Raw genomic sequence first — 23,507 nt, 5'->3', positions numbered from 1 at the left:
ATCATTTCGACGGAAATCTGTCGCGCCGCTCGGATAGCGGCGGCATCGGATCTGGGCTGTCGGCATGAAACTGTCTTTGCGCCTCAAGGATCTGCGGATTCGCACGAAGATCGCGATCCCGCTCATTGTCATGGGAATGATCGGATTGGGCACGGCGATCTATGCCGGCCAGGAATATGCCCGCATCCAGAAAACGTATTCGGATCTGATCGACCAGCGCGCCACGGCGATCCTCGATTCGGCGCAGTCGACGCTGGCGACGAGCTACATCCTGCGCGATCTCTACAAGGCGATCGCCTATCCCGAATACATGAAGCAGAACGCCACCGCGATCGAGGATGTTCGCAAAGGCTATGATCTCGCGCTGCAGCAGCTGGTCAATGCCAAGATCAGCTTCCCCGATAAACATGCAGAGTTCGATGTGCTGGCGCGGCGGATCACCGAGCTCAAGGCCAAGATCGACGACGTCACCAAGCAGGCGGCGCGCGACGAGGATTTGCCGGCGCTCTCGGTAATGTCCGAGCTCGACCGGGCTTTCGGGGGGATCATCGCCGACGCGGTGAAGCTCAACGGTGAGATCAAGAGCGATACGCAGACGACGGCTCAGGTGCTCGACACCCAGGCCAAGCAGCTCGACTGGCTGATGCTGGTTTTGACCATCGTCGGCACGCTGATCGGGCTTGCCGGCGCGATGATGCTCGCCCGCCTGTCGATCACCAGTCCGCTCGATCAGCTCAAGGAACGGATGGCCGATCTCGCGGCGGGCGACTACGCGGTCGAGATCGAAGGGCAGGCCCGGCGCGACGAGTTAGGGGCCATGGCGCGGACCGTCCAGGTCTTCAAGGAGAATGGTCTCGCGGTGCAGCGGCTCGAGGCGGAAACGGCGGAGAGCCGCGAGGCCTCGGAGGCGCAGCGCCGCTTCGTCGAGCAAGAGCGCGCCGCCCATTCGCAGGAGCAGGTGCGCCTGGCCGCCGAGCAGAGCCAGGTGATGGACGCGCTCGCCGAAGGGTTGGATCGGCTCTCGCGTGGCGACCTGACCTGCCGGATCGATGCAGAACTTGCCGCGGAATACGAGAAGCTGCGCGACGATTTCAACCTGGCTGTCGGCCATCTCGCAGAGACGATCCAGGCGACCTCCGGCGACGTCGGCAATGCGGCTCTGGAGATCAACACCGGCGCCGACGATCTCTCGAAGCGCACCGAGGAGCAGGCTTCCTCGCTCGAGGAAACCGCGGCGACGACCGAGGAGCTCGCGGCCTCGGTCAAGGCTTCCGCGCATTCCTCGCAACAGGCGGTCGCGCTGGCGGACGAGGCGATGGATGTCGCGCGCAAGGGCGGTGCCATCGTCCAGGACGCGGTCGATGCCATGGCCCGCATCGAGACGGCCTCGCGCAAGATCTCGGACATCACCAGCGTGATCGACGAGATCGCCTTCCAGACCAATCTTCTGGCGCTCAATGCGGCAGTCGAGGCGGCGCGCGCCGGCGATGCCGGCAAGGGCTTTGCGGTCGTAGCCTCCGAGGTTCGCACGCTCGCCCAGCGCTCGAGCGCGGCTGCCAAGGACATCACGGCGCTGATCACCGAGTCGGGCGCGGAGGTGGCACAGGGCGTCGGTCTGGTTCGCTCGGCGGGTGCCGCGCTCGAGCGCATCGTCGAGGCCTCGGGCAAGGTGTCTGCCACGGTCTCGGAGATTTCCGCTGCCGCGACCGAGCAGGCGCACGGCATCGACGAGATGAGCCAGGCCGTGGCTCACATGGACGAGATGACGCAGCAGAACGCGGCTCTTGCCGAGGAGAGCGCGGCTTCCGCGACGGCCCTCGCCAGTCAGATCCAGCGCCTCAACGATCTCGTCGCCAGTTTCCGCACGCATGATGGCGTTGCCGAACTGCGCAGCATGGCCGCGGCCATGGCGGCACAGGTCGGCGAAGGACGGCTGCGCGCCTGACGCCTGCCTGATCAGCCGGTCGGGATTGGCCGGCGCTTTCCGGCTTTCGGCGGCCGTCCGGCTTCAGCGGCGTCCCTGGCTGCCGCCGAGCATGGCGTCGAGGATCGACTTCAGGGCGTTCTGATGATCGTCCTGGATCTGGCGGCCGTGCTCGAACATCTGGTTGAGCGCGTCGAGGCCGATAGAGCCGGGGCCGGGAGCCTGCGAGGACGAGGGCGCCTCTTCAGGTTCGGGCTCCGGCTCGGGCGCGCGGCGCGGCGGCGGCGCGCTGCGCGATGCGGGGGTGGGCTCGGTTTGCGGAACGGCCGCGCCACCGAACATGCCGCCGAGAATCTGGCCGAGCGCGCCGCCGAACGGGTCCGTCGGGTTGGCTTGAGGACTGGTCTGCGGCTGGGCTCCCGCCTGCCCGAACATTCCCTTCAGGATCGCGTCGAACGGATTGGCCGGCATCTGCGGCTGTTGCTGCGGCGCGGGCTGCATGCCCGGCATCTGGCCGCGCATCATTTCGGCGAACTGGCCGAGAATGCCGCCGAGCCCTTCATTGCTGCTCGATTTGGACAGGCCGCCCATCAGCATCGCTGCAATGACCGGGAGCATCTGCTTCAGGATCGCTTGGCTGACGCCGCTGGTCGCCGCCGCCTGCGCTGCGATGGCCTGGCTGACCTCGCGCGAGCCGAAGATCTGGCTCAGCACGTCGTTTCCTGCCGATTGCGCACCGGTGGGGATGCCGCTGCCGGCTGCCTCGAAGAAGCGGGCATAGGGCGAGGCCGTCATCATCTGGGCCAGCGCGCCGAAGGCGAATGGGTCCTGCGTCTGCCGTTGCAGCCCCATCGAGAAGGCCGGCAGCAGCGCATCAAGCGCGGCCTGGGTCTGCTGCAGGCTCAGTCCATATTGCTGGGCGAGATTCGGCACCGCTCGACCATTCTGTGCCGATTGCATGATATCGAACAGATTCATCATGGATGCCTCCCCAGGCCGGCGTTCAGTTCCGTGCCTGAGCGGACGATAGCAGGGTGTCCTTGTCTGGCAAATCGAGGGTGGCCCGGCGCTGCAGCGCTTCGCGCTCCAGCCGGGCGATGCCGCGATAGGCGAAGACCAGTGCCAGCACGCCGAAGGCGACCGCACCCAGCGCCGAGCCGGCAAGCGCGCCCTTGGGCCCGGCCATCTGCGCGCCGAGGAATGCGAAGGGCATGGTGCCGAGCGTCGCGCGGCCCCAGCTGAACAGCGTCGACAGGAACGGCATGCCGAGATTGTTAAAGGCGGCATTGGCGACGAAGAGCATGCCGACGAAGAGCCACATCGGTCCGGCGATCAGGCAGAAGAACTCGACCAGCTCTGCCGTAAGCCCCACGGCGTGGAAGGCGGAGACGATGACGCCGCGCAGCGAAAGCAGCAGCAGCCAGGAAACCAGCACGCACCCGCCAGCGAAGATCGCCGAATCTGTCAGGCCGCGCCGCATCCGGTCGAAGCGCCCCGCGCCCCAGTTCTGGCCGAGGATCGGGCCGACCGCGCCCGACAGGGCGAACACGGCACCGAAAGCCACTGGCACGAGCCGGTCCATGATCGCGAGCGCCGCCACCGCCCCATCGCCGAAGCGGGCGACGACGCCTGCGAAGACGGCGTTGGCGATCGGGTTGGAGAGGTTGGTCAGAATGGCCGGCCCGGCAATGGCGAAGGTCCGGGCGCTGTCCTGGCGAATCCAGCTCAAGCGCGGCCGTGCCATCATGCCGTGGACGACCACGGTCGCGTGGAAGCCGATGGCCACGATGATGACACGCGCCAGCACGATCGCGATCGCCGCGCCGTCCGGCCCCAGCCCGAAGCCGAAGATCAGCAGCGGATCGAGACCGGCGGTGGCGATGCCGCCGCCGAGGGTCACGAACATTGCTCGGCGCGCATCGCCGACGGCGCGCAGCACGCCGGAGAAGCCCATGCCGATCGCCATCAGCACGTTTGAGGGCAGGGTGATGTGCAGGAAGGAGAGGGCGACCGCATAGGACTGGTCATGCGCGCCGATGGTGCGCAGCAGCCAGGGCAGCAGCGGCAGGGCGGCGAACGACAGCACCAGCGCAACCAGCGCCATCAGGACCATGGTCGAGGCGGCAATGCGCCGCGCGCCCTCGCGGTCACCGGCGCCGATGCTGCGCGAGGTCAGGGCGGCGACCGCGATCATCAGGCCGACATTCACCGAGATCATCAGATAGAGCACGATGGTGGCGAAGCCGACGCCGGCGGTGGCCTCGGGGCGCCCGAGCCAGGAGACATAGAGCAGCGACAGGAGGTCGACGACGAAGACGGCCATCAGTCCGATCGAGCCCGTCGCCGTCATCACGGCAACGTGGCGCATCAGCGGGCCTTCAACAAAGGCGGCCTGCGCCGGCCGGGTGGAAGAGCTGCTCACCGCTCGGGCTCTCCGACGCCGCCGACAGAGACCTCGGCCCCGCCATCGGCAATGACCTGCTCCGTCTCGGCATTGAGGGCCTTGGGCTTGCCCTTCGGCTTGACGATCGGCTCCGGCGTCACGCGCGGCACACGGTTCAGCGCGGCGGCGATCCCCTCGCTGAACTGGATCTCCATGCGCTGGGCATCGCGGTCGCGGACGTGGTCGATCACGAAATCGGCCTCGTCATGGCTCAGGCCGAGGGCCTCGAGCGTGACACGGCCGAAACCGAGCGCCGATTCGAAGGTTTCGCGCATCTGGTAGTCGACATTGGCCTTCATCAGTTCGATCGCGTGGATGCGGTCGAACGAGCGCACATGCACGCGCACCTGCGGAAACTCGGCCTTGACCATCTCGACGATGCGCAGCGCCGCGTCCTTGTTGTCGATGCAGACGCAGATCACCTTGACCCGGCCGGCGCCCGCGGCACGCAGCACGTCCAGGCGCGTCCCATCGCCGTAATAGACCTTGAAGCCGAAGCGGGCGGCGGCGCGGATCTGCTCGACGTCGGAATCGATCACGGTGATGTTGATGTGCTGGAGCAGCAGCGCCTGCGTCACTACCTGTCCGAAACGGCCGAAGCCGACCACCATCACCTGGCTGTCGCTGATCCCGTCGAAATCCTCCTCCATCGTCTCCGGCGTGACGCGCGAAAGCAGCACCGCATCGATCAGCTTGGCGACGATCGGGCCGAGCAGCATGCTGATCGCCGCGAGCGCCGTCGCCATCGCCGACTGTGACGGGGTCAACAGCCCCTGCGCAAGGCCGAGCGGCAGCAGCACGAAGGCGAACTCGCCGGCCGGCGAGAGCAGGGCACCGGCCCGGATCGCCTCCAGCCAGGAGGAGCAGGAGATTCGCAGGATCGAGGTGACCACGGCGATCTTGAACAGCACCAGCAGCGGCGCAGCCACCGCCAGCAACATCCAATTGGAGGCAACCAGCTCGAGGTCCAGCGACATGCCGACTGCCATGAAGAACAGGCCGAGCAGCACGCCACGGAAAGGCTCGATATCGGCTTCGAGCTCGTGCCGGAAATGGGAATCGGCCAGCATCACGCCGGCGAGAAAGGCGCCCATCGCCATCGACAGGCCGACATGCTCCATCAGCAGGGCCGCGCCGAGCACGATCAACAGCGCGGCAGCCGTCATCACGTCCTTCGCGCCGGTATTGGCGAGGATGCGGAAGAACGGGTTCAGCACGTAGCGCCCGGCCAGGATGATCGCGACCAGCGCACCGAGTGCGATGCCGAGGCTGACGAGCGCGCGCATCGGGCTGCCGGCCTGCGCGCCGCCGGTGGTGGCGAGCAAGGGCAGGAGCGCCAGGACGGGTGCGATTGCCATGTCCTGGAACAGGAGGATCGAGAAAGTACGCCGGCCATAGGCTTCGCTGGCGTCGCCTCGTTCCGCGAGCTGCTGCAGTGCGATCGAGGTGGCGGAAAGCGCCAGCGCCACGCCGACCGCGACCGCGCCTGCGGCGGACAGGCCGAAATACCAGCCGAAGAGACCGATGCCGGCGGCGCTGAGCGCCATTTGCGCCAGGCCGGTGCCGAGAATGTCCTTGCGCATCGAATAGAGGCGCGCCGGCTGCAATTCGAGGCCGACCAGAAAGAGCAGCAGCACCACGCCGATCTCGGCCGTGCTGCGGATGGCGTCGGGGTCCTTGATCACGCCCAGGACCGAGGGGCCGATCACGATGCCGGCGGCGAGATAGCCCAGAACCGCCGATTGCCCGAGCTTGCGGAACAGCGGAACAGCGACCACCGCCGCGGCGCAGAAGGTCAGGATCGGCGGCAGGAAGCTGACATGCGAGGTGGCGTCGGCCATACGGAACTCGTGATCGGAAACGGGCGTGCGATGGCCTGAAGCGGAGCTGCTGCGCGGGCGGCCAGGGTTCTATCTAGGCGCTCGGCGGCAAGACTGCGAGAGGCAATCGACATGGCTGTCCGGCCTGCGCCGCTTCGCTTCCTTGACATCGCCGCCATCCCGCCGAAAGAAGACCGGCATCATCCGGAGTTCATTTCGCGCGTGACCAAGCCGCCGCTCGCCATCCTGCTCTGTGCCCCGCGCGGCTTCTGCGCCGGGGTCGTGCGCGCCATCGACGCGGTCGAGAAGGCACTCGCTCTGCATGGCGCGCCGGTCTATGTCCGCCACGAGATCGTCCATAACAAATACGTCGTCGAATCCCTGAAGCGGAAAGGGGCGGTCTTCGTTGCCGAGCTCGACGAGGTGCCCGACGAGACGCGCCCGGTGATCTTCTCCGCCCATGGTGTCGCCAAGGCGGTTCCGGCGGCGGCGAAGGCGCGCAACCTCTTCGCTATCGATGCCACCTGCCCGCTGGTCACGAAGGTGCATCGCGAGGCCGAGGTGCATCACAAGCGCGGCCGCCACATCCTGCTCGTCGGCCATGCCGGCCATCCGGAGGTCATCGGCACGATGGGCCAGTTGCCGGAGGGGGCGATCACGCTGATCGAGACGCTGGAGGATGTCGCCGCGCTGACCCCGCCAGCCGCCCAGCCGCTGGCCTATGTCACGCAGACCACTCTCTCGGTCGACGACACCCGTGAAATCGTCGAGACGCTGCAAGCGCGCTTCCCGGAGCTGATCGCCCCGCACAAGGAAGACATCTGCTATGCGACGACGAACCGCCAGGAAGCGGTGAAGCGCGTGGCGCCGCAAGTCGACGGGCTGATCGTCGTCGGCTCGCCCAATTCCTCGAACTCGCAGCGCCTGCGCGAGGTGGCCGAGCGCGCCGGCTGCCCGGTTGCCCGGCTCGTCCTGCGCACCGACGAGATCGACTGGGCCGTCTTCGGCAATATCCGCAGCCTCGGCATCACCGCCGGCGCCAGCGCGCCCGAGGTGCTGGTCGAGGAGATTATCGACGCCTTCGCGGCCCGGTACGAGGTCCGCGTCGAGACCGTCTCGACCGCCGACGAAAACGTCTTCTTCCCGCTGCCGCGCGAATTGCGCGGCGAAGCGGCGCCGAACGCGGCCGAGTAAGGCCAGCAGAAGCATTTTCAAGCGAGGCGGATACCGCTTCGCGTGAAGAAAATGCGATGAACCGAAGAGCAAGAGAGCCTGATCTTGGCCGTCTATACCGAAGTTCCCGATGACGAGATGGCTGCCTTCGTGGCGCGCTATGGCATCGGCGACCTGCTTTCCGCCAAGGGCATCGCCGAGGGCGTTGAGAACTCGAACTACCTGATTCACACCACGCAGGGCACTTTCATCCTCACCCTCTATGAGAAGCGGGTGAATCCGGACGATCTGCCGTTCTTCCTTGGCCTGATGCAGCATCTCGCAGGCCGCGGCCTGATCTGCCCGCAGCCGGTGCAGGATAGCCGCGGCGAGATGCTCGGCCGTCTCGCCGGGCGCCCGGCCGCGATCGTCACCTTCCTCGACGGGCTCTCCGTCCGCCGGCCGACCGCTGCCCATTGCCAGGAACTCGGCCGCGGTCTTGCCTTGATGCACGAGGCCGGCGCCGATTTCACCATGGAGCGGGTCAACGCGCTCTCCGTGCCCGGCTGGCGTCCCCTGGCGCATCAGGCGGGGCCGGATGCCGACAAGGTCTCTCCGGGCCTCGCCCGCCGGGTCATGGCGGAGATTGCCGTGCATGAGGCGAGCTGGCCCAAGGACCTACCGCGCGGCGTGATCCATGCCGATCTCTTCCCCAACAACGTCTTCTTCATCGGAAGCCGGCTTTCGGGCCTGATCGACTTCTACTTCGCCTGCACCGACGCCTATGCCTATGATCTGGCGATCTGCCTGAACTCCTGGTGCTTCGAGGCAGACGGCTCGTTCAATCTGACCAAGGGCCAGGCGCTGCTCGCCGGCTACGAGACGGTCCGCCCGCTGAGCTTGGTCGAGATCGAGGCGTTGCCGCAGCTCTGCCGCGGCTCGGCTCTGCGCTTCCTGCTCACGCGCCTCGTCGACTGGCTCAACGTGCCGCCGGGCGCGCTGGTCAAGCCGCATGATCCGCTCGAATACGACCGCAAGCTCGCCTTCCACCAGCGCGTCGTCGACGCCCGCGAATACGGGCTGAAGCGGTGAGCGATACTGTCGAAGTCTGGACGGACGGAGCCTGCTCCGGCAATCCCGGCCCCGGCGGCTGGGGGGCGATCCTCACCTTCAACGGCGTCGAGAAGGAGCTTTCCGGCGGCGAGGCCCAGACCACCAACAACCGTATGGAGCTGATGGCAGCCATCGCCGCGCTCGAGGCCCTGAAGCGGCCCTGCACCGTCGCGTTGCACACGGACAGCCAGTATCTGCGGCAGGGCATCACCGGCTGGATCCACGGCTGGAAGAAGAACGGCTGGAAGACCGCCGACAGGAAGCCGGTCAAGAATGTCGAGCTCTGGCAGAGGCTCGAGACGGCGCTCGGCCGCCACAAGATCGAGTGGAAATGGGTCAAGGGCCATGCCGGCGACGAGATGAACGAGCGCGCCGACGCGCTGGCGCGCGCCGGCATGGCGCCGTTCAAGTCGGGGCGCTAGCGGCTCATCGAAAAGTGATCCTTGCGGCCCCGACGCGGCTTCGCGGCTCGGCTCGGACGATCGCCCTCAGCGCCAGCCGAGCGCCGGTGCGACGTGCTTCAGGATCGCCTCGATCACATGGGCGTTGTAGTCGACGCCGAGCTGGTTCGGCACGGTCAGCAGCAGCGTATCGGCTTCGGCGATCGCCTCGTCCTTCGCCAGCTCCTTGACTAGCTTGTCCGGCTCGGCTGCATAGCTGCGCCCGAAGATGGCGCGGGTGTTCTCATCGATGAAGCCGATCTGGTCGTCACCCTGGTCGCCGCGGCCGAAATAGGCGCGGTCGCGATCGTCGACCAAAGCGAAGATGCTGCGGCTGACCGAGACGCGCGGTTCACGCGCATGGCCCGCCTCCTTCCAGGCCTCGCGATAGGCGCGGATCTGCTTCGCCTGCTGAATATGGAAGGGCTCGCCCGTCTCGTCGTCCTTCAGGGTCGAGCTCTGCAGGTTCATGCCGAGCTTCGCCGCCCACACGGCGGTCGCGTTTGAGCCGGCGCCCCACCAGATGCGCTCGCGCAAGCCTTCGGAATGCGGCTCGAGTCTCAGCAGGCCGGGCGGGTTCGGAAACATTGGCCGTGGATTCGGTTCGGCGAAGCCCTGGCCGCGCAGCACGTCGAGAAAGACCTCGGCATGGCGGCGGCCCATATCGGCGTCGCTTTGGCCCTCGGCCGGTTCGTGGCCGAAATAGCGCCAGCCATCGATCACCTGTTCCGGCGAGCCGCGGCTGATGCCGAGCTGAAGCCGTCCGCCGGCGATGAGGTCGGCCGCGCCGGCATCCTCCGCCATGTAGAGCGGGTTCTCGTAGCGCATGTCGATCACGGCGGTGCCGATCTCGATGCGTTTCGTCCGGGCGCCGATCGCGGCCAGCAGCGGGAAGGGTGAGGCGAGCTGCCGGGCGAAATGATGGACGCGCACATAGGCTCCGTCGGCGCCCAATTCCTCCGCCGCGACGGCGAGATCGATCGACTGCAGTAGCGCATCGCCGGCCGAACGCGTGCCGGATTGCGGTGAGGGCGACCAATGGCCGAAGGAGAGAAACCCGATCTTCTTCATGACGCGCCTGTCGCTGGCTGCGGGCGCAAGATGCGCCCTGCGAGGGGACGGCTCGGCGGCCACTGCAAAGCGGTCCGCTCAAGCCTCCTGCCAATATAGGCGCTTGCATGGCCGTTGCGATTGCACAGGCGCAGGCGTGCCTCTGCGTCTATGCAGCCCGGCTTGTGTCAGATCATGCGAAGACGGCTGTCTGCTCGTCACGCCAGCGGCTGGCGATAGACGATGAAGCCCGACTTGTCGGCAACCTTGTCGTAGAGCTCCTGCGCCTGCAGGTTCGATTCATGCGTCTGCCAGTAGACGCGGAAGCAGTTCTTCTCCCGCGCCATGGCGTTCACGGCCTCGATCAGCTTGCGGCCGACGCCGGTTCCGCGCGCCTCCGGCACCGTGAACAGATCCTGCAGATAGCAGATGTTCCGTTCGCTCCAGGTCGTGCGGTGGATCACCCAGTTGGTGATGCCGAGCGCCTTGTCGCCCTGCAGCGCGATGAAGCCGCCCATCGGCTCCTGACCGCCGGTCAGCCGGTTGAAGGTAATCTCGTCGAGCTCGGGCGGCAGCGTCGCCTTGTAGAAGGTCAGATAGCCCCGCCAGAGCGGCGTCCAGGCGACGCGGTCGGCAGCGGCGAGCGGGCGGATGATGATATCGGACATGCAGGCTTTCCTCCGGCGTAGACGCTAGCCGGGGGGCCGGGCCTTGTCTCATGACAAGCCGCGATCGGATCGATCAACACCCGGAAGAAGCCATGAAAGGAGGACGGCGAGTTGGCGGGGCCGTCAGCGCTCGACCCCAAGCGGAAGTTAGTTGTCCACCCTGCGCGCTAGCACGGCCGCTTCTCCTGTATTCGGTAAACGGAGCATGCCCGAAACCTCGAAGGTCTCCCACTATCCCTTTAAGCCCGCCTCAAGCTTGGCCTGTTAAGCGGAGGAACAGGCTATTCAGGAGGCAATATTGAATAGAGCTCGTGCTTCATCCCTGGTCGTGTTGCTGTCAGGCTTCCTGGTACTGGGTTCGGCTTCGGCACTCTCGCAACCTGCCCGCGCTGACCTGTCGCCACGATTGGCGAGCTTGCTCGTGCTGCCAGGAATGACGATCGAGAAGTCTGCTGCCCAAATACAGAAAGCGTTCATGACGCTCGATGCCAACGGCGATGGCCTGATCGATGAGGCCGATGCCGGGTTGCACGAAGCCTTTCTTGGCGCCAACGCCAAATTTGCCGCCGCCGGACGGTATATGAATGCGGATGCTGACGGCGATGGCTTCGTCACGCGGGAGGAGTTCCAGGCGAGGTACAAGTACGATACGCGTTTCGACGCGGGGCACCTCCTCGCCAGCCGTCGAGAGCGACTGGAGCGCGATCTTAAGTCTTTCCAAGATGCCGATACGGATCGTGATGGCAAGGTCTCATGGGTGGAGGCGGGTGCCGCTCCAACGGGAACTAAGCCGGCCGACCTGTATGGCCTTCCCGTGCTGACCCGCGATGCCATTGCAGCATTTGGAGGCGACGCCCGTAGTGTCGATCTGCAGCGCTTCACCGAGAAAGCCACGGAGCTGATCAAATCGCTCGACGTCGACGGGAACGGTACGGTTTCGCCGGAGGAATACGGTGTTGTCGTGGCCGGCCTCCAAGCTGAGCGCAAAGCTGCAGAGGACCGCCAGGCGATCGCCACGCGTGGAGCTTGCCTGATGCCCAAGGCGTCCGAACGGGCAAAGGTTGTGCTCCTGTCGGCATACGAAACGGATTCGGTGTCGACAGCGACCATCGGCTCGCAGGATGTGACGATCGGTGCGGGCTCCATTCAGGTCGAGCCGGGCGAGCAGCCTCTCTATGTCGTCATAAGCACTTACGGCGGCGTCATCTGGGATTTCACCGGAGCGACCCAGCGCCTCGAACGCGTCGTTCTCAGCTCCAGCTCAGCCGGGCCCGGTTCCGCATCCGGGAAAAACCCTCTGGTCGGGGCAAAAGGGGTAGGAGCCGATAAGATGGTTTTCATGCCTCATACGGGATGCCTGCCGTATTTCAGTCAGACTATGCCGAACGGCTCCAAGACGGCTTTCAGTCAGTCCAAAGGCCCCGAGGCAGCAGTCGCGATCGTGCGCCGAGAGACGGGCAAGGAACCTGTCGTGGCAGCCCAATACGAAGTGTCCGGCTTCTCAGTCCCATCCGGCGCCGTCAAGATGCCGCCGGAGGCTACAAAGTCGCGGGCGGCCGCGGCAAAGCTTGGCAGCCCAGTCGCGGGGATTGACTTCAGCAAGGTTGAGCCTTCGCTCCTCGATGGCGCCTTTTCCTTCTTCCCAGGCGGTGTTGTCGCGATTGATCCTTCAACCGTCGTGGCCGTGCAGCCCGTCACAGCCTACGAGGTGCTGCCCAGCCAGCTCGGTTTGATCCAGCTCGTGCAAAAGGGAGTGCTGACCCGCAACCGGAGCGGCGCCTTCCTCATCCATAGCAAAATGCGATTTCCCGCCGGACTCTATGGTGCCCATTCGGCTCGCTTTGTGCTCCTCGATGGAGTTCCAGCCCCCGAGGGCACTCAGGGGCATTCGTGCCTCGCTCAACAGGCGACTGACACCCCAGTTGAAATCCAGAGACCAAAATGCTGAGCGTCCGCTCCCGACCGACCCGAAGCGGACGCTAGCCACGCCGCTTCGGGAGAACGTATGCGCGGTCAGCCGCCGCCCGCCGCGCTTCGGAGCTGGGACTCGATCTTCGTCAGATTGAACGAACCCGGCGTCTGGCTCGGCGGGTAATCCTTCATGGTTTGCAGGAACTTGGCCGCGAGACCCTGAATCGGAACGATGACGAAGACGCGCTCCAGGAACCAGTCATTGTAGACGTTGGCATTGTGTTGCGCCTTCTCGAACGGGTCGCGGCGCAGGTGGAAGAGCAGGGGGACGCGCAGCTCAGTGAAGGGCTCGCGCCAGACGCCGAACGCCTCGCCTCGGTTCTCGAGGAACACGACCTTCCAGTCCTGATAGCGGGCCGCAACGACCTGTCCGTCATCATTGACGTACCAGAATTCATTGCGCGGCGACTCCTTCACCTTGCCCGACAAGTAGTCGAACTGGTTATAGCCATCGATGTAATTCTTGTAGTTGCGCCCGTTGAGCTGCACGCCTTTCAGGAGTTTGTCCTTGATCTCGGGCTCCCCGGCGATTGCCGCGAAGGTCGGCAACCAGTCTTCATGCGCGAAGATGCCGTTCAGCGTCGTGCCCGCAGGGAACCTGCCCGGCCAGCGAACGAAGGCAGGAACGCGGTAAGCACCCTCCCAGTTAGAGTTCTTCTCGCTACGGAATGGTGTCGTGGCGGCATCGGGCCAGGTGTTGTAGTGCGGGCCGTTATCGGTGGAGTAAAAGACGATGGTATCGTTGGCGATGCCGAGATCGTCGACGAGCTTCAGCAGTTCGCCGACCATTCCGTCGTGCTCGACCATGCCGTCGGAATAGTCGTCCTGCCCGGATTTGCCGCGGCTCGCCGGCTTGATATGCGTGCGGAAATGCATCCGCGTCGCATTCCACCAGGTGAAGAACGGCTTGTTGGCACGGACCTGGCGCTGGATGAAGTCCTTCGCTGCCGCCAGCGTCTCCTCGTCGATCGTCTCCATCCGCTTCTTCGTGAGCGGCCCGGTGTCCTCGATCTTGCCGTCGGCGGAGGCCTTGATCACGCCGCGCGGCCCGAACTTCTTCCGGAACTCGGGGTCTTTCGGGTAGTCGGGGTTCTCCGGTTCCTCCTCGGCATTGAGGTGGTAGAGATTGCCGAGGAATTCGTCGAAGCCGTGCTGGGTCGGCAGATGCTCGTCGCGGTCACCCTGATGGTTCTTGCCGAACTGACCGGTCGCATAGCCCTGCGATTTCAGCACCGTCGCCATGGTGACATCGGTCTTCTGCCAGCCCTCGGCGGCGCCGGGCAGGCCGACCTTGGTCATGCCGGTACGGACCGGCACGTTTCCGCCGATGAAGGCCGCGCGGCCCGCGGTGCAACTTTGCTGCCCGTAATAATCCGTGAACGACACGCCTTCACGCGCGATCCGGTCGATGTTGGGGGTCATGTAGCCCATCATGCCGCGGCTGTTTGTTCCATGTTCCGATGTCATCGCCCCAGATCACCAGGATGTTGGGGCGGCGCCCGGACGGTGCGGCGGCTTGAGGCGCCGGAGCGGGCTGCTGCGCCTGAGCGCTGGCGCCAAGGCCGGTCGCCGCGGCAACAAGAGCCGAGCCCGAGAGCAAGATGTTCCGCCGGTTGATATCGGGGCCTTCTTTAGGGGTCGCAAATTGTTCGACCGATTTAACAGTCATATTGCCTTCTCCTCCATAATCTTGAACTTAAAAAGTCAAGCAGATGGCCATCAGAGGCTTGAACAATGCTATTCTCGGATTCTGGATCTTAGGTTGCCTCGGCGTCTGCCGCGGTTTAGGCACCGCGCGCCATCCTGCCGCCAGGCGGCATCGCGAGGAAGTCCGTAACAGTAACAATACGCGTGCCCATAAGGCGGCGTCCCGCCCATGTCGGGCATTCGCCGCGTTGGCCGCCTCGGCACACACAGCCCAACAGAAAAGCCCGCGCGATGACCTCGCGCGGGCTCTGCAATTGGCGGCCGGCAAGCCTTAGAGCTGGCCGAGCATCGTCTCGGCGCCGGAGGCGTCGGCCTTGCCGGCGGCTTCCTCGACGTTGAGGGATTTCACGACGCCGTCTTCGACCAGCATCGAATAGCGCCGCGAGCGCGTGCCCATGCCGAAGCCCGAGCCGTCCATCGACAGGCCGATTTCCGTGGCAAAATCGGCGTTACCGTCGGAAAGGAACTCGATGACGCCGGCGCCGCCGGTCGCCTTCGACCAGGCGTCGAGCACGAAGACGTCGTTGGTCGAGGTCACCAGAATGGCGTCGACGCCCTTGGCCTTGATCTCATCGGCCTTGGCCAGATAGCCGGGCAGATGGTTCTTGTGGCAGGTCGGCGTGAACGCGCCGGGCACGGCGAAGAGCACGACCTTGCGGCCCTTGAACAGGTCCTCGGTCGTCTTGGCAGCCGGGCCATCGACGGTCATGATGCGGAACGTCGCCTGCGGAAGCTTGTCACCCACCTGGATCGTCATTGCGTCTTTCTCCGTGAAGCCCGCGGCGGGAAGGCCGCTTCGCCTCAGGGATTAGGGCTTGCCGGCGGGGATGTCGAGTTCGAGCCGTATCTCGACGGGCTTGGGCGTCCCGCGAACGGTGAAGATCAGGGGGACGGGACCGGCAGCGCTCTTCGGCCGCTCGTTGATGCGGATCTGAGCGGCAACCGTGCCGTCGCCCTGCGGCGTCAGCCGGGATTTACCGAAGGACCATTGGCCGGGCCCCTCGACGAAGATGTCCTCGATCTTGCCCTCCGGGGGCGGCTGCAGGACGAGCCTGAGACCGGGATCGACGACGGTGTCGTCAAGCTTGGCCTCGAGGATCGAGGTCTTCTCCTTGTGCGGGCCGGGCTTCGCCGATACCGGCACGCGCGCCTCGAAACTCTCCAGCCGCGGCGATGTCACGGTCGTGACGCCCGGCTCGAGCCACAGGCTGGCCTCGCCTTTGGCCGGGATGCAGATCTTCTCGCAGACGGCATATTCGAGCTTGAGGACGACCAGGACGGGCCGGGACGGATCGACCGGCTGGACAGAGATCGGAATCACGACTTCCCCGACATAACCGATCGAGTAGCCGGCCGAATCCTGAAATCGCTCCGGAACGGGCCAGCGCACATCGAGCCCGCCGATATTGGTCGAGCCCGACCAGTCGAAGTTCGGCGGCACGCCGAACTCGCCGGGGCTGCGCCAATAGGTCTTGAAACCCGGAGACATGACGATCTCGACGCCGACGCGCTGCTTGCCCGTCGCAGTGGTCGGGCCGGCGATCAGGCGCAGCTTCGCATGCTCGCTCGCCGACCATGGCGACATCGCGGCCTCGGTCGGCGCCTCCTGCGCGTGCGCGGCGGCGCCGAGCGCGAGAGGCATCATGGCCAGCAGGGAAAAAATGCGGTTCACGACCCTGCATTATCCATTGCGAAACCGAAAAGCGAACAAAACCTGCGTCTCACGTCCTGAATTGGCTCCCGCAACCTTCATTCTTGCGCGCAAATGGGGCGCAATCGCGATGCCGCAACGAAGGACCGCCCCCGCGCATCGCTTGGACGCGGCGCGGATGTCGGGTTTGCGCGAAGCCGGAGGCGCCCGCTCACATCGAGCCTTGCCGAGCCTCCCCGACAGCGCCTAGCATACGGGGGATGAAGATCGGCTCACAACCCCGCCTCGGCGGCCGCAGCTATCTGGACGGGCAGTGCCTCATCGCGATGCCCGGGATGGCCGACACGCGCTTCAGCCGCAGCGTCGTCTATGTCTGCGCCCACTCCGAGGATGGCGCCATGGGCATCATCGTGAACAAGCCGGCCGGCGACACCAAGTTTCCGGATCTGCTCGTTCAGCTCGATGTCATTCCGTCCGAGGAGATCATCCGGCTGCCGAGCAGCGCCGAGCGCATGCAGGTCCTGCGCGGCGGCCCGGTCGAGACCAAGCGCGGCTTCGTGCTGCATACGGCGGATTTCTTCCTCGAATCGGCAACGCTGCCGATCGACGACGGCATCTGCCTGACGGCGACGCTCGATATCCTCAGAGCTATCGCCATCGGTAGCGGACCGGAAAATGCCGTCCTCGCTCTCGGCTATGCCGGCTGGGCCGCTGGACAGCTCGAGGCGGAGATCCAGTCGAATGGCTGGCTGCACTGCCCGGCCGATCCCGGCTTGCTGTTCGACGAGAGCATCGAGACGAAGTATCAGCGGGCGCTCAACAAGCTTGGGATCGAACCTGCATTCCTCTCCCGGGACGCCGGCCACGCCTGAGCTGCCAGCTCCGGTCATTCCGGGGCCTCGCGCCAGCCAGGGACCCGCAACCCAAGGACATGGGCCAAGGCCCCGCAACCCAAGGACACGGCGCTGATTCCGTTTCCGTTATGCTCGCCCTTGTGGCGAGCATCCGCGTTTTGAACATCGCACTCGAAGAATGAAGACGTGGCTGGTCGGGACAAGCCCGATCCTGACGGCGAGCGCCGCGTTCAGCCGTCTTTGGACCTCAGGCCTTCTGCCCGCTCGATGGCTCGGCCGCCTACGCCATCTCTGTCGCCGCCGCAGCCGTCGCCCCCATCAGGCGCCGCGCCTCGGCCGCGGTCATCGGCTGGCCGAAGATGTAGCCTTGCGCGTATTGGCAGCCGATCTGGTAGAGCTCGATGGCATCGGACTCGCTCTCCGCGCCCTCGGCCACGACATCCATGCCGAGATCGGAGGCGAGCTGCACGATCGAGCGCAGGATCACCGGCGGGCGGCCATTGCCCATCTGGCGCACGAAGCTCTGGTCGATCTTGATCGTGTCGAAGGGGAAGCGCTGCAGATAGGACAGCGAGGAATAGCCCGTCCCGAAATCATCGAGCGAGAGACCGGCGCCGAGGTCGCGGATGCGCTGCAGCATCTGCGCCGCATATTCCGGGTTTTCCATCACCAGGCTTTCGGTGATTTCGAGCTTGAGCGTGCCCGGCAGCACGCGCCGCCGCCCGAGAACGGTCTTCACATCGTGCAGCAGGTCGTGGCGCAGCAACTGCCGGCTGGAGACATTGACGCTGGCGAAGATCGGCGGGTCGACTTCGAGTGCCGCCTGCCAGGCTTCGAGCTCGCGGGCCGTCTTGTCCATCACATAGACGCCGAGATCGACGATCAGCCCGGTTTCCTCGGCGATGGCGAGGAAGTCCTGCGGCATCAACCGCCCCTCGCGCGGGTGGTCCCAGCGCACAAGCGCCTCGAACCCGGCGATGGTGCGGTCCTCCAGCCGGACGATCGGCTGGTACATGACCTGGATCTCGTTGCGCTCGATCGCCCGGCGCAGGTCGCTCTCCAGTGCGAGCCTGTCGTTGCGGTCGGTCCGCATCGCCGGAACGAAGATCTCGATCTTGTTGCCGCCCTGGCGCTTGGCATGGGCCATGGCGAGCTCGGCGTTCTTCAGCGCATCGTCCTTGCGGGCAGCAGGCGAGGGGTCGAACAGGGCGAGCCCGATCGAGGGGGTCAGCACGATCTCCCGCTCGGCATAGGTGATCGGCGTCGAGACGGCCCGGCGCACGAGTTCGGCCAGTGCGAGGACGCGCTCGGGATCGCGCTCCGAGACCAGGATCATCGCGAAGGTGTCGCCGCCGATGCGGGCGAGTGTGTCCTGCGCCCTGAGCAGCCGGCCAAGGCGCCGTGCCAGCGTCAGCAGGATCGAGTCGCCGGCTGAGAAACCAACCGATTCATTGACCTGCTTGAAGCGGTCTACATCGATGACGAGTACGGTCGGGCGGATATTGTCGTCGGCGCGGGTGAAGCCGAAGATCGCGCCCAGCCGGTCCTGGAACAGCTTGCGGTTGGGAAGCCCGGTCAGGTTGTCATGGACGGCGTCGTGCAGCAGCCGCTCCTGTGCCGTGCGCTGCTCGGTGACGTCGGAGAGCGTGCCGATGACGCGGATGACTTCGCCGTCCGAGCCGATGACGGGCCGCGCTTTGACGTTGAACCAGTGATAGGCGCCGTTGGCGGAGCGCAGGCGCAGGTCGAGGTTGAGCTTGCCGCGGCGTTGCTCCAGCACGGCGTCGAGCGTGACGCGGTAGCGGTCACGGTCGGCGACATGCATGTGCTCCAGCCAGCGTGCGGCCGAGCCTTCGAGCGAGCCCTTCGGCAGGCCGAGCAGCGTCTCGATCTGCGGCGAGACGAAGACCTTGTCGGAGCTGACGTCCCAGTCGAAGACGAGGTCGCCGGAGCCGGAAAGCGCCAGCGCCCGCCGCTCGGTGTCGGAGACGAGCCCCTGCGAGATCGCGCCGCCGGCGAAGGCGTGCTGGATCACGGTAAAGCCGATCAGCAGCACGATCAGCACGAGGCCGCCCAAGAGGGCAGGGGCCACGAGGTCGCGCTGGAACTGCCCGGTGACCGTGAAGCTCGCGGCGGTGACCCAGACAGCGAGCAGGAACCAGGTCGGGATCAGCATCACCGCCCGCTCGTAGCCATGCGTCGCCAGATGCACGACCAGGATGAAGCCGATCGCCGCGACAGCCGCGATCGAGATGCGCGCGATGCCGGATGCCATCGGCGCGTCGAAGACGGCAAGGCCGATCAGGCCGGCAAGGCCGATGATCCAGATCGCCGTGACATGGCCATAGCGCACATGCCAGCGCGACAGGTTGAGATAGGCGAACAGGAAAACGAGCAGCGTCGCGGCAAGCACGACTTCCGCGCCCGCCCGGTAGATGCGCTCGATCGCGGGCGTGAGTGGGAAAAGGCGCTGGAAGAACCCGAAATCGAGGCCGGCATAGGCAAGGACCGCCCAAGCGAGCGCCGCGGCAGCCGGAAAGATCACCGCGCCCTTGACCACGAAGATGATGGTCAGGAAGAGCGCGAGCAGGCCGGCGATGCCGATGATGATGCCCTTGTAGAGCGTCAGCCCGTTGGTCTTCTGGCGATAGGCTTCCGACTCGTAGAGATAGAGCTGCGGCAGGTTCGGAGACTTCAGCTCGGCTACGAAGGTCACGGTCGTGCCGGGGTCGAGCGTGATCAGGAAGACATCGGCGTCGGGGCTGGCTTCGCGGTCAGGCGAGAGGCCTTGGCTCGCCGTCACCGCCTCGATGCGCTTGTCGCCCAGATCGGGCCAGACCACGCCGGAGCCGATCAGCCGGTGAAAGGGCGCGACCAGCAGCCGGTCGATCTGCTCATCGGAATCGTTCGTCAGCGCGAAGACGATCCAGTCCGGCCGGGCGCCCGATTCGCGCGCCCTGACCGCGATGCGGCGGACGATGCCGTCCGGCCCCGGCGCGGTCGAGATCTGGATGACGTCGCCGTCCGACTTGTTGCGCTCGACGACATTGGTGAGATCAATCACCGGCACATCGACCGGGACGCGCACCGCATCGACGGCGCTGGCTGGCGTCACGGTCGCGAAACTGAACCACACGGCAAGGCCGGCGACGGCGAGGCCGATCCGGAGGATGCGCTCGGAAATGGACAAGCTGTGCTCGGCTATCAGGCGGGAGACAATCATTCGAACTTGAACGAAAATCCCTATTGGTCGCTCATGGCAAGGGCAAGGCAGAGCGTGGCTGTGGTCAACCGCTGCCTTCACGGCTTCGCTCCGGGCAACGCATCGCCCGAAAGCACCGCGTAGAGCAGATGGTCGGCCCAGACGCCGTTGATCTTGAGATAGGCCCGCGCCAGCCCCTCGTGCTGGAACCCGATCCGCTCCAGCAGCCGCCGCGACGGTTCGTTGTTCGGCAAGCAGGCGGCCTCGACCCGGTGCAGTGCAAGCTCGGAGAAGGCAAAGCGCACCGCGCCGCGCACGGCTTCGGCCATGTGCCCCTTGCCGGCATGGCGCTTGCCCATCCAGTAGCCGAGCGTGCAGGCCTGGGCGACGCCGCGGCGGATCAGGCCAAGGGTCAACCCGCCGAGCAGGATCTCGGTATGGGCTTCGAAGATGAACAGCGAATAGGCTTCGTCGCTGGCGATTTCGCGTGCCGCTCGCTTGGCGCGCAGCCGGAAGGAGGCCCGGGTCAGGTCGTCCTCGTTCCAGGTCGGCTCCCAGGGGGTCAGGAAGTCGCGGCTTTCGATCCGCAGCATGGCCCAGGCGGAGTAGTCGCTGGCCTGCGGCGCACGCAGATAGAGATTCGGCGTCCGTATCAACGGGCGGCTCGGCGGCTCGCTCGGGAAACGGAAGAGCGCCATCGCCGTTCAGTCCGCTGCCCGGGCAGCCTGACGCAGGCGCTTGGCCCCGGGAATACCGTGGATCGGGCCGATCGCCGCGATGGTCGGCTGGTGGCCGAGTAGCGAGCGGCCCGCAGCGCGCACATCCTCGAGCGTGACCGCGTCGAGACGGGCGGCAAGTTCCTCGCGCGGGATTGCCCGGCCGAAGATCAGCACCTGCCGCGCCATCTGCTCCAGCTTGCCGCCAGGACTTTCGAGCGAGGCGAGCAGCCCCACCTTCATCTGCGCGCGGGCTCGCGCCACCTCGACCTCGCTGACATCCTCCGCCGCCTGGCGCAGGCAGCCGAGCGCAACTTCGATCAGCTCGTTCGCATCCTCAGGCGCGGTGCCGGCGCCGATGCCGAAGACGCCGCAATCCGAGAAAGGCCAGTGGAAGGCATCGATCGCATAGGCCAGGCCGCGCTGCTCGCGCACCTCCTGGAACAGGCGCGATGACAGCCCGCCGCCCAGCACCGAGGCGAAGATCTGCAAAGCGTAATGCGCGCCGCCGGTAAAGGACTTGCCGGGCAGGCCGAGCACGAGATGGACCTGCTCCTCGTCGCTGCCGATCCTGGCTTCGCCGCCTCGATATGTACCGGCCTCGCGTTCGGGCACTTCCGCGGGCTGCGCCGGCAGATTCGATAGATGCTCACGAGCGAGCGCCACCAGTTCGTCATGACCGACGGCGCCGGACGCGGCGAGCACCATATTGCCGGCATGGTAGTTGCGGGCGAGATAGGCGCGGATCGCATCCGGCGTGAAGCTCTGCACTGTCGCGGCCGTGCCGAGGATCGGCCGGCCGATCGGCTGGTCGGGGAAGGCCGCCTGCAGGAAGCGGTCATAGACGAGGTCGTCCGGCGTGTCCTGAACGGCAGAAATCTCCTGCAGGATCACACCCTTCTCGCGTTTCAGCTCCTCCTCGGTGAGGGCCGGCGAAGTGACGATGTCGGCGAGGATGTCGACGGCGAGTGCGAGATCGGTGCCGAGGACGCGGGCGGTGTAGCAGGTGTATTCGACGGATGTCGCGGCGTTGAGATCGCCGCCGACGCCCTCGATCTCCTCGGCGATCTCGCGGGCATTGCGCCGCGCCGTGCCCTTGAACGCCATGTGCTCGAGCAGATGGGCGAGGCCGTGCTCATGCGGCAGCTCGTCGCGTGATCCAGCTCCGATCCAGATGCCGAGCGAGACGGTCGCGGCATGGTCCATGCGCTGCGAGACGATGCGCAGGCCCGAGGGCAGGGTGGTCAGCTGGACATCGGGGTCATGCGCGCCTTCTTTCCGCGCGGGCGCGGCGAGTTCGACGATCTCGACCGGGGGCGTCGCGCTCACGCTGCCGCTCCCCGAACGGCGCGCGCATGCTCGCGCACGAAGGTTTCGACCTTGCCGAGATCGTTCGGCAGCAGCGTCACCCGCTCCTTGCGCTCCATCAGATCGGAGAGATGGGCGGGCAGCTCCGGCTCGACGCCGCTCGCGGCCTTCACGGCGGCCGGGAACTTGGCGGGATGGGCAGTGCCGAGCACGATCATCGGCGTCGCCGGATCGCGCTTGAGCGCCAGACGCGCGGCGCCGACGCCGATCGCGGTGTGCGGATCGAGCAGATAGCCGGCCTCGGTCCAGCTCTTCCTGATCTCGGCGGCGACCTCCTCCTCGCTTTGGGAGGCGGCATCGAACTCGCTGCGGATGCGCTGGAGCGGTCCGTCCGCGATCTCGAAGCGGCCGGATTGCTGCAGCGACTGCATCAGCCGGCGCACGGCCGCGCCGTCGCGGTCATGCGCTTCGAACAGCAGCCGCTCGAAATTGGACGAGATCTGGATGTCCATCGAGGGCGAGGTCGTCGCCGCCACGCCGCGCATCTCGTAGACGCCCGTTTCCAGCGTCCGCGCCAGGATGTCGTTGCTGTTCGTCGCGATGGTCAGCCGCTCGATGGGCAGGCCCATCTGCTTGGCGACCCAGCCGGCGAGGATGTCGCCGAAATTGCCGGTCGGGACCGTGAAGGAGACCTTGCGCTCCGGCCCGCCCAGCGAGACGGCCGAGGTGAAGTAATAGACCACCTGAGCGGCGATGCGGGCCCAGTTGATCGAGTTGACGCCCGAGAGCCCGATCTCGTCGCGGAAGGCGTGATGGTTGAACATCGCCTTCACGAGGTTCTGGCAGTCGTCGAAGGTGCCTTCGACCGCGATGGCATGGACGTTCGGCGCGTCGACCGTCGTCATCTGCCGGCGCTGCACATCGGAGACGCGGCCCTGCGGATAGAGGATGAAGACATCGACGCTCTTCAACCCCTTGAAGGCGTCGATGGCCGCGCCGCCGGTGTCGCCGGACGTCGCGCCGACGATGGTGGCGCGCTGGCCGCGCTGGCCCAGCACATGATCCATCAGCCGGCCGAGCAATTGCATCGCGACGTCCTTGAAGGCGAGCGTCGGGCCGTGGAAGAGTTCCAGTACGAAGAGGTTGTCGCCGATCTGCGTCAGCGGGCAGACGGCCGGATGGCGGAAGCCGGCATAAGCCTGATGGATCATGCCGGAGAGCGCGCCGCTCTCGATGTCGCCGTCGGTCAGCGCGCCGAGCACGCGTTCGGCCACGGCCGTATAGGGCTTCCCGGCGAAGCCGGCGATCTCCGTTTTCGTGAGCGCCGGCCAGGCTTGCGGCAGATAGAGGCCGCCGTCGCGGGCGAGCCCGGTCAGCAGCGCGTCGGAAAAGCTCAGCGCCGGGGCTTCACCCCGGGTGGAAACATGCAGCACGATCTTGGCCTCGGTGATCTCAGCTTGATGCTATAGGCCGGTCCGGCGGTTTCGG

General features: G+C 66.0%; 17 protein-coding genes and 1 pseudogene. 6 read left to right on the top strand and 12 right to left on the bottom strand.

What is annotated here, in order from left to right; all coding sequences use genetic code 11:
• Positions 1 to 64: 64 nt before the first annotated feature.
• On the top strand, positions 65 to 1,945 hold the full coding sequence (locus AC1DE3_RS22075; protein ID WP_476852786.1) for a methyl-accepting chemotaxis protein: 1,881 nt from the start codon (positions 65 to 67) through the stop codon (positions 1,943 to 1,945).
• A gap of 63 nt (positions 1,946 to 2,008) precedes the next feature.
• Here AC1DE3_RS22075 and AC1DE3_RS22070 read toward each other — a convergent pair whose 3' ends face one another.
• The 3 genes from AC1DE3_RS22070 to AC1DE3_RS22060 are packed head-to-tail and all read right to left on the bottom strand — an operon-like array spanning position 2,009 to position 6,208.
• Positions 2,009 to 2,905 (bottom strand): DUF937 domain-containing protein, encoded by an 897-nt coding sequence (locus AC1DE3_RS22070; protein WP_441510885.1) that lies wholly within the window; start codon positions 2,903 to 2,905, stop codon positions 2,009 to 2,011.
• 22 nt (positions 2,906 to 2,927) lie between these two features.
• A complete protein-coding gene (locus tag AC1DE3_RS22065; RefSeq protein WP_441510886.1) occupies positions 2,928 to 4,346 on the bottom strand; it encodes an MATE family efflux transporter in 1,419 nt (472 codons plus the stop codon).
• Positions 4,343 to 6,208 carry a monovalent cation:proton antiporter-2 (CPA2) family protein gene (locus tag AC1DE3_RS22060; protein WP_441510887.1) on the bottom strand — a complete coding sequence of 622 codons (1,866 nt, stop codon included), beginning with the start codon at positions 6,206 to 6,208 and terminating at the stop codon, positions 4,343 to 4,345. Before AC1DE3_RS22060 ends, AC1DE3_RS22065 begins: the two co-directional genes overlap by 4 nt.
• A gap of 111 nt (positions 6,209 to 6,319) precedes the next feature.
• On the opposite strand from AC1DE3_RS22060, the gene ispH reads away from it, so the two are divergent.
• From ispH to rnhA, 3 genes are all read left to right on the top strand, one after another.
• Positions 6,320 to 7,381 carry a 4-hydroxy-3-methylbut-2-enyl diphosphate reductase gene (ispH, locus tag AC1DE3_RS22055; RefSeq protein ID WP_441510888.1) on the top strand — a complete coding sequence of 354 codons (1,062 nt, stop codon included), beginning with the start codon at positions 6,320 to 6,322 and terminating at the stop codon, positions 7,379 to 7,381.
• An 84-nt stretch (positions 7,382 to 7,465) separates the two neighbouring features.
• A complete protein-coding gene (locus tag AC1DE3_RS22050; RefSeq protein ID WP_441510889.1) occupies positions 7,466 to 8,431 on the top strand; it encodes a homoserine kinase in 966 nt (321 codons plus the stop codon).
• Complete coding sequence (gene rnhA / locus AC1DE3_RS22045) at positions 8,428 to 8,874, top strand: ribonuclease HI (RefSeq protein WP_441510890.1); 447 nt, start codon at positions 8,428 to 8,430, stop codon at positions 8,872 to 8,874. The genes AC1DE3_RS22050 and rnhA overlap by 4 nt, the downstream gene beginning before the upstream one ends.
• 66 nt (positions 8,875 to 8,940) lie before the next feature.
• Here the strand turns inward: rnhA and AC1DE3_RS22040 are convergent, their stop codons facing one another.
• The gene (locus AC1DE3_RS22040; protein WP_441510891.1) at positions 8,941 to 9,963 is read right to left on the bottom strand and encodes an LLM class flavin-dependent oxidoreductase; all 1,023 of its coding nucleotides are present in this window, start codon (positions 9,961 to 9,963) and stop codon (positions 8,941 to 8,943) included.
• 197 nt (positions 9,964 to 10,160) lie between these two features.
• The gene (locus tag AC1DE3_RS22035; protein WP_441510892.1) at positions 10,161 to 10,610 is read right to left on the bottom strand and encodes a GNAT family N-acetyltransferase; all 450 of its coding nucleotides are present in this window, start codon (positions 10,608 to 10,610) and stop codon (positions 10,161 to 10,163) included.
• 433 nt (positions 10,611 to 11,043) lie between these two features.
• Here AC1DE3_RS22035 and AC1DE3_RS22030 point away from each other — a divergent pair, with 433 nt between their 5' ends.
• Positions 11,044 to 12,558 (top strand): EF-hand domain-containing protein, encoded by a 1,515-nt coding sequence (locus tag AC1DE3_RS22030; RefSeq protein WP_441510893.1) that lies wholly within the window; start codon positions 11,044 to 11,046, stop codon positions 12,556 to 12,558.
• Positions 12,559 to 12,623: 65 nt separating this feature from the next.
• On the opposite strand, the pseudogene AC1DE3_RS22025 reads toward AC1DE3_RS22030, so the two are convergent.
• The 3 genes and pseudogenes from AC1DE3_RS22025 to AC1DE3_RS22015 form a co-directional block, all read right to left on the bottom strand.
• Positions 12,624 to 14,250 (bottom strand): annotated as a pseudogene (locus AC1DE3_RS22025) (arylsulfatase).
• A 309-nt stretch (positions 14,251 to 14,559) separates the two neighbouring features.
• Positions 14,560 to 15,045 carry a peroxiredoxin gene (locus AC1DE3_RS22020; RefSeq protein WP_441510894.1) on the bottom strand — a complete coding sequence of 162 codons (486 nt, stop codon included), beginning with the start codon at positions 15,043 to 15,045 and terminating at the stop codon, positions 14,560 to 14,562.
• Between the two features lie 51 nt (positions 15,046 to 15,096).
• Positions 15,097 to 15,960, bottom strand: coding sequence for a protein-disulfide reductase DsbD domain-containing protein (locus tag AC1DE3_RS22015; protein ID WP_441510895.1), 864 nt, complete (start codon positions 15,958 to 15,960; stop codon positions 15,097 to 15,099).
• A gap of 239 nt (positions 15,961 to 16,199) precedes the next feature.
• On the opposite strand from AC1DE3_RS22015, the gene AC1DE3_RS22010 reads away from it, so the two are divergent.
• Positions 16,200 to 16,811: a YqgE/AlgH family protein gene (locus AC1DE3_RS22010; RefSeq protein WP_441510896.1), complete on the top strand. Its 612-nt coding sequence runs from the start codon at positions 16,200 to 16,202 to the stop codon at positions 16,809 to 16,811.
• 262 nt (positions 16,812 to 17,073) lie between these two features.
• Here AC1DE3_RS22010 and AC1DE3_RS22005 read toward each other — a convergent pair whose 3' ends face one another.
• From AC1DE3_RS22005 to thrC, 4 genes are all read right to left on the bottom strand, one after another.
• On the bottom strand, positions 17,074 to 20,016 hold the full coding sequence (locus AC1DE3_RS22005; protein WP_441510897.1) for an EAL domain-containing protein: 2,943 nt from the start codon (positions 20,014 to 20,016) through the stop codon (positions 17,074 to 17,076).
• Positions 20,017 to 20,093: 77 nt separating this feature from the next.
• The gene (locus AC1DE3_RS22000) at positions 20,094 to 20,693 is read right to left on the bottom strand and encodes a GNAT family N-acetyltransferase (RefSeq protein ID WP_441510898.1); all 600 of its coding nucleotides are present in this window, start codon (positions 20,691 to 20,693) and stop codon (positions 20,094 to 20,096) included.
• Positions 20,694 to 20,699: 6 nt separating this feature from the next.
• Positions 20,700 to 22,016 (bottom strand): M16 family metallopeptidase, encoded by a 1,317-nt coding sequence (locus AC1DE3_RS21995; RefSeq protein ID WP_441511188.1) that lies wholly within the window; start codon positions 22,014 to 22,016, stop codon positions 20,700 to 20,702.
• A 20-nt stretch (positions 22,017 to 22,036) separates the two neighbouring features.
• Positions 22,037 to 23,452: a threonine synthase gene (thrC, locus tag AC1DE3_RS21990; protein WP_441510899.1), complete on the bottom strand. Its 1,416-nt coding sequence runs from the start codon at positions 23,450 to 23,452 to the stop codon at positions 22,037 to 22,039.
• Positions 23,453 to 23,507: the final 55 nt, after the last annotated feature.

Source organism: Allobosea sp. 10L417, from assembly GCF_056395485.1.
Note: the sequence above shows the minus strand (reverse complement) of the source record. Positions and strands in the feature narration are given on the sequence as shown.